The organism is Paenibacillus sp. E194, from assembly GCF_000935845.1.
Taxonomy (GTDB): domain Bacteria; phylum Bacillota; class Bacilli; order Paenibacillales; family Paenibacillaceae; genus Paenibacillus_B; species Paenibacillus_B alvei_B.
On record NZ_JMDX01000296.1, the window covers coordinates 1 to 6,278 of the forward strand.

A 6,278-nucleotide genomic window follows, 5' to 3' on the forward strand; every position below is an offset into this window, starting at 1 on the left:
ATATCCTTTTCTTCATCAACTCATTTAACAGCGGAAATAACAAATGATTTTGGAATTCCTTTGTACTTTCTCCTCTGATCCAGCGATTCTGTATTCATCTAAATATTTATTGTAGGCGACATTCTTCTCTTTTAACAAGCAATCGAAATAGTCCCCTGTCACCTTATGCTTGTGAATGCTCACAGTCGTCCCTGATGATGTAATAAGCTTCGTCGAAACAGGATGCAAAACCTGCAGCACAAACGTACCCCCAGAAGCTAGCAAAGTGCTGTTTCAAGATGATATATTCTGTTCTGAGGTTGGGTGGTAAGACAATTATCTTGATGTGGCATGCCAGCAGAATCGTGATGAAGTACATTATCTTAAATAGTATTAGATGATTATGGATTCATTCATTCCAAAAAAGTCATATGCGGCATCGTTTCCTTGTAATAGTCCAAGCGATCCGCCAATTGGCCGGAATGAAATTCAAATCGATGTCCGTCTGGGTCTGTGAAATAGATCGACCGCTTGTCCCGCTCATCGCGCTCTCTTCCAGACAGTATCTGGACACCGTATTGTACAAGCTTCGTCTTTATTTCGTCAATATCATGTTCACTTACGGTAAAAGCAATGTGGGTATAGGCAGGGTGAATCTCATTGCGAGGTACGTCTTGCTCTTCATTTAACGCAATCCATAAGCCATGTAAATCGAAGTATGCCAGCTTGCGTCCCTTCACGACTAATTTCGCTTCAAGAATATGCTCGTAAAATGCAATCGAGCGCTCCAAATCAGAAACAGAGAAGCACAAATGGTTCAATCCCTGCACTTTCATGTCTATCTCGCCTCCTTATCGTTATTCGCCACTTATCCCGGTCATGTGTGATCATGCCAAGATGCACAACAGGCGAATCTTCCGATTCGCCTGCCCCGTTAGAAGTTGCGCAACGTTTATGTATGATTGCTGCCTATCCGTTCAGTTTGTGCTGGAATATACATGCGCTGAACCTCTATTGGCCCAGGCATAAAACCTAGATTGTAGTATATCGATTCCGCTGTATTTCCCTGCATCACATACAGTCTTAGAACAGGGTAGTGCCCATTCAAATTAGATAATGCCGCTTGGAGCATTCTTGTGGCAATCCCCTGCCCCGAATAGGAAGGATGCACAGCAATATTATAAATAGCCGGGTAACTTCCTTGCATGGACACGAGACATACTCCTATCACTTCATTCGTATGACTATCGACAACGATCGTCGAGGCGTTCCTTACCAAGTCATTCGTGTAAGACACATATTCGCGGATATCCTCTTGATAGAATTGCATATCTGTCTGCTGTCTGCGAATGGCATCTATCGAACCTGCACCGGCAAAACTACGATATAAGAGCCTTGCAATTTCATTCTCGTTTAACAGTTTATTAATGCCATCCTGTTGGATCATTTCCGGTGTCTGCGCAACAAAGTGATCTTCCCACTTTACTACAAAAGCTTCGGTTGGCCGCTGCATCCAGCGGCATCTGAATGCTGATGGCCAGAAGCCAGCCCTGCCTAGCAGCTCAACTTGATCTGGCAGTACCTCGAATATGATAATATCCTTGCTTGGATCAGACCAGCTGATTAGCGCTTCCTTCAATAACAGCACGATGCGCCGCTCTTCTCCGAATGGCGGGATGAAGAAGAGCGTAAACATGACATTGGGCGCTATCACTACCCCGCCGATGCGAACTTCTCCTTCATAAATCCAGAAGGGATCTCGCCATCCTTCATACTCATATCCTTGATCCTTGAAAAAACCGTTATATTCTGCACTATAATACACAGAGCAGTATATTCCCCATTCGATCTTATCCGCCTTCAGCAGGTATACCTGTTCCGATAACGCATAGCGCTGCTGTTCAGGCTCCCATGGTGGGATCATTGCCATTATGCATCACCTTTCAGCTGTTAGGTCATTTCCCATCAAGTTGCATCTGCTCATATTCGTCTTTTAACACGCTCATCACGATAACATCCGAGTACTTTCCGTCCTTGAACATCTTCTGGCGGAGTCTCCCTTCCTCCTTGAAGCCACAGCTGATATAACAGCGATGCGCCCGCTCATTGAATGCATACACCTCCAGCTCCAGCCGGTTCAAATTCAAGGATTGGAATACAAACTCCTGCATCAGTCGAATCGCTTCCCTGCCATAACCGGCACCAAGCATATCTTTGCGGCCGATCACGATGCCAAGTACGGCAGAGCGATTTTTCCAGTCAATTTGATGCAAATCAATTTGACCGATATAATCCAACAATTGCCGATCAGCAATGACGAAGCCTTTTGATTTAGATGAGCTGTCAATCATCATTTCCAGGAAGGCTTCCGTATCTTGTTCCGCATGCGGATACAAAAAAATATCGCTCAGTGTATTCGTTATCTCCTCATCATTCGCCCATTTCCGAATCCATTCCAAATCTTCTCTGCGATATTCGCGTAATGTGATGCGGTTTCCATGTAAATATGGCATCATCAGCACCGTCCTCTCTTGTAATATTTAGCTATTTCCTACCATTTATTTTTGCTATCATAACAATCAGGACCTAATCCATCAAGGTAATTTTCATTACAAGTCATTCTTTACTTCGTACCCCTTGTATGTAGTGGTCACTTCCTCTCTGTGAAGACAATACAATATGGCGCAACACAACGATGACTGCACACTGAATCGGCATTATGCAAGACCATTCCTTAGAATTACGATAAGACAGGAAGGCGAGGAACTTGTAAGAATTAGGGTAAAATGCAAATCAACAACAACTTGGGCGGGGGTGCTACTCATTCAAACGAAAAAGAAAATCCAGAAACAAATCTGATGTCTTCTTATAAGCTTATGAACATGCACGCTGAAGCTCTCTTTACGCATGATGACAAGATGCGGCTTCGATCGATTAACGAGCCGTGGCCTGGTGAGCGTCCAGCTCCTCGCTTTTTCTTAGGACGTACTATGGACGGGAAGACGATATGGAGATATCGCTATGATGTTCCAAGCTCGGTAGTCGAACAACTGGAGTCATTAATCAAGGTTGAACCCGCAATTCGTGATATACATGCAACACCGAAGCACTATGAATCCTATATGAGCCTCCTGCATGCTGAACAATTCACAATGGGGCCTTGTTACCATGTACCCGACACCTACTTGGCGGATGCGAGTTCGGAGAAGACAGTAACGATCACGAAAGAAAATATAACAAAATGGGATTGCAGCGGATTCGAGTGGCTGGCCTCAGAAATCGAGTATGCACAGCCTTGCGTCGCAATCGTTCACCATGAGCAGATTGTATCGCTATGCCGGAGTGTTCGTATTTCTTGTCATGCCCATGAGGCTGGGCTAGAAACGCTTCACGACTTTCGTGGTCAAGGGTACGCAGCTCACGTAGTTGCAAGCTGGGCTCAAGCGGTTCGCAGGATCGGAGCCATCCCACTATACAGCACGTTCTGCGACAACTTCTCTTCACAGCGTGTCGCCACTAAAGCTAATTTGCCGATATACGGAGTCAACTTCACTATCAGATAGTATCGGATCCTATCTATAGCATGAAAAAAGCACCGATTCGGTGCTTTTTCCATGCTTACATGCATCACAGTTTCCCTAGTTCACGCTTGCTTCTTCATGTTGCTGGTACGGTGACGCTGACGAAGCGGGATATTGACGCCCAACACGCCGATGATGATGAGCACGGCTCCAACGATATGATAGTACTGCAAGCTTTCGTTCAAGATCAAGACACCTGCTCCCATCGTCACAACCGTCCCTAATTGCGTAAATACGCTTACCTTCACAGCCTCCAGCTTCGACAATGCATAGTTCGTCAAGTATGCGGTCATCAGAGAAGACAACACACCCAGGTAGAGAATGGAGACTACGAACATCGGATCGAACAGCGGCTGCATCACATTCCATGTCGTTCCTTCAGCAATATGCTGGAAGATCGCCATCGCATTAAAGAGCACGAAGCCGAAGCAGGTCATAATAAAGGTTACATCCATCACTCCATATTTGCGTGTTCTTTTGCGTGCAGCAACGTTGTATCCCGCTAAGGAGAGAACAGACAGGAAGATGAGCAAGATACCTGATAAACTCGTATTTCCCACGTTAACGCCTTTCATCGCAAAGATATATATCAGTCCTGAGACCGACAGAAGCAAAGCTATTTTTTGCTGCCATGAGGAATGTTCCTTCAGCCAATACGAAGCGAATATCATCGTGAATATCGGCACAGCCGCCTGAATAATCCCGGCCTCCGAAGCAGATACGGTGACGAGCCCGAATGTTTGAAAGGCAAAAAACAATCCGGGATAGAGAACCGCCAGCGGGACAATCGTCGCAACATCCTTCCATCGCAGGTTCAGTTTTACTCTTCCGAACAGAACCAGGATCATGATGGCTGCAAAGGATGCCGTAAATCGATAGGCAAGCATGTCTAGGGAGTTTTACGCTCTGCAGCGCTATTTTTACAAAAAACAAAGGAGAATCCAATAATCAGTGTATTTAGGATGGCGGCGATATACGCTTTTTTTACAGCAGAATGATTCATGATTGATCCCTCTCTTCCTTGCTTGCAAGCAATTGGTTACTGAAGGCCCTACAACCATGTTAATTGCTGCAGCGCTATGCTACAATCAAGAAAATTATTATCTGTACCGGTACAGATTCGAGGTGAATGGAGATTCATGTATAAATTCGAGCAAATCATTCAGAATTTGGAGTACAATTTGGAGAAGCACATCTTGAAGGACGGGGACAAGCTTCCTTCCATTCGCGAGCTTGCCATTCAATATGGGGTCAACAAGAGCACGATCATTCGAGCACTGCATGATTTGGAAGAAAGACATCTCATCTATTCGGTAGCGAAGAGCGGCTATTATGTGGTTCAGGGACGAAATCAAGCAGACGACATGAAGCAAGGGCTCATTGATTTTGTATCCGCCGCTCCTGACCCAGGCGTGTTCCCATACTTGGACTTTCAGCACTGTATCAATAAAGCGATCGATACCTACAAAAATGATCTATTCATCTATGGGACTTCTCAGGGGCTGCCATCTCTGCTTGCACTCATGCAGCGGCATCTCGCTAATTATCAGGTATTTACACAGCTGTCCAACATCTTCATTGTCTCCGGGGTACAGCAGGCTCTCTCTATACTCTGTACCATGCCTTTTCCGAACCAAAAAAGGATGATTCTTATTGAACAGCCTTGTTACCATCTGCTGGTCGAACATCTGCAAACACATCAACTTCCTGTAATGGGCATTCGCCGAACAGAACAAGGCATCGATATGGATGAGCTAGAACGAATATTCCGTACGGAGAGCATCAAGTTTTTTTATACGATACCAAGATTCCATAACCCACTGGGCTCTTCCTACCGTACCGAAGAAAAGAAGCGAATCGCTGCCCTCGCACACAAATACGATGTATATATCGTCGAGGATGATTATTTGGCCGATTTGGAGCATAATCCGAAGTCCGATCCACTATATGCGTACGATCAATCTGGGCATGTCATTTACTTGAAGAGCTACTCGAAGATTATTTTCCCGGGGCTCCGCATAGGGGTGGCTGTGATTCCAGATGCACTAATCCAGACGTTCAATCGCTATAAACGAACACAGGATATTGACAGTTCCATGCTGTCGCAGGGAGCGCTCGAAATCTACTTGAAGAGCGGCATGTTCGAGCATCATCGCGAGAAAATACGCACCTCGTATGCTAGAAGGTCACAGCTCATGCAGGCAGTATTGCGTGATATCTCCCTTCAGCAGCATGAACATTTCGCAATCCCAAGCGTTTCATCCCATCTAACGGTGCATACCCATCTGGAACTGCATGACAGACTGCCTGTGCAGCGGCTTATTTCGGATGCACAAAAGAAATCGATTCATCTCGAATCGATCGACAAGCATTACTTAGCTTCGTTCCCGGCAAGCAATTTGTTGAAAATCAATGTGACGAATGTGCCTGAGGATCGCATCGAGTTTGGGCTGCGTCAGCTCATAGAGATAGTGAGCACTATTCAGTTCAACAAAGGATAGCCTGAACCAAGATCCCCTACGAAGCGAAAAGGAGCGACTCTCCTTAAGGTCAATTACTGACCATTAAAGATCCCGCTCCTCTTCCTTTCTCATGCAAATGCAAACTATGTATTCGCCAGATTCAATTGCCACGATACACCGAACTTGTCCTGTACCCACGCAAATTTGGCGCTCCAAGATGAGGCTTCAAGCGGCATCAGCACTTGTCCTTCCTTAG

6 protein-coding genes and 1 pseudogene are annotated in these 6,278 nt (G+C 45.5%); 2 read left to right on the plus strand and 5 right to left on the minus strand.

The features are described 5' to 3' along the window. Positions 1–392: 392 nt before the first annotated feature. From fosB to AZ66_RS25555, 3 genes are all read right to left on the minus strand, one after another. The gene (gene fosB, locus AZ66_RS25545) at positions 393–815 is read right to left on the minus strand and encodes a metallothiol transferase FosB (protein WP_044357447.1); all 423 of its coding nucleotides are present in this window, start codon (positions 813–815) and stop codon (positions 393–395) included. 116 nt (positions 816–931) lie between these two features. Continuing rightward, complete coding sequence (locus tag AZ66_RS25550) at positions 932–1,909, minus strand: GNAT family N-acetyltransferase (protein WP_231587051.1); 978 nt, start codon at positions 1,907–1,909, stop codon at positions 932–934. A 25-nt stretch (positions 1,910–1,934) separates the two neighbouring features. Continuing rightward, complete coding sequence (locus AZ66_RS25555) at positions 1,935–2,492, minus strand: GNAT family N-acetyltransferase (RefSeq protein WP_044357450.1); 558 nt, start codon at positions 2,490–2,492, stop codon at positions 1,935–1,937. A 273-nt stretch (positions 2,493–2,765) separates the two neighbouring features. Here AZ66_RS25555 and aac(2')-IIb point away from each other — a divergent pair, with 273 nt between their 5' ends. Next, positions 2,766–3,542, plus strand: coding sequence for a kasugamycin N-acetyltransferase AAC(2')-IIb (gene aac(2')-IIb / locus AZ66_RS25560; RefSeq protein ID WP_231587052.1), 777 nt, complete (start codon positions 2,766–2,768; stop codon positions 3,540–3,542). A gap of 80 nt (positions 3,543–3,622) precedes the next feature. Here aac(2')-IIb and AZ66_RS25565 read toward each other — a convergent pair. Further along, positions 3,623–4,563, minus strand: a pseudogene (locus tag AZ66_RS25565) (DMT family transporter). 136 nt (positions 4,564–4,699) lie between these two features. On the opposite strand from AZ66_RS25565, the gene AZ66_RS25570 reads away from it, so the two are divergent. Continuing rightward, the gene (locus tag AZ66_RS25570; RefSeq protein WP_044357448.1) at positions 4,700–6,061 is read left to right on the plus strand and encodes an aminotransferase-like domain-containing protein; all 1,362 of its coding nucleotides are present in this window, start codon (positions 4,700–4,702) and stop codon (positions 6,059–6,061) included. A 104-nt stretch (positions 6,062–6,165) separates the two neighbouring features. On the opposite strand, the gene AZ66_RS25575 is transcribed toward AZ66_RS25570, so the two are convergent. Then, positions 6,166–6,278: VOC family protein (locus AZ66_RS25575; RefSeq protein ID WP_197081770.1), on the minus strand; the 113-nt coding region annotated here is incomplete at its 5' end.

Excerpts from the sequence above, each read along its gene's own strand:
- AZ66_RS25550 (WP_231587051.1), bottom strand. The coding sequence starts at position 1,909 with ATGGCAATGATCCCACCATGGGAGCCTGAACAGCAGCGCTATGCGTTA.
- fosB (WP_044357447.1), bottom strand. The coding sequence starts at position 815 with ATGAAAGTGCAGGGATTGAACCATTTGTGCTTCTCTGTTTCTGATTTG.
- AZ66_RS25570 (WP_044357448.1), top strand. The coding sequence starts at position 4,700 with ATGTATAAATTCGAGCAAATCATTCAGAATTTGGAGTACAATTTGGAG.
- AZ66_RS25555 (WP_044357450.1), bottom strand. The coding sequence starts at position 2,492 with ATGCCATATTTACATGGAAACCGCATCACATTACGCGAATATCGCAGA.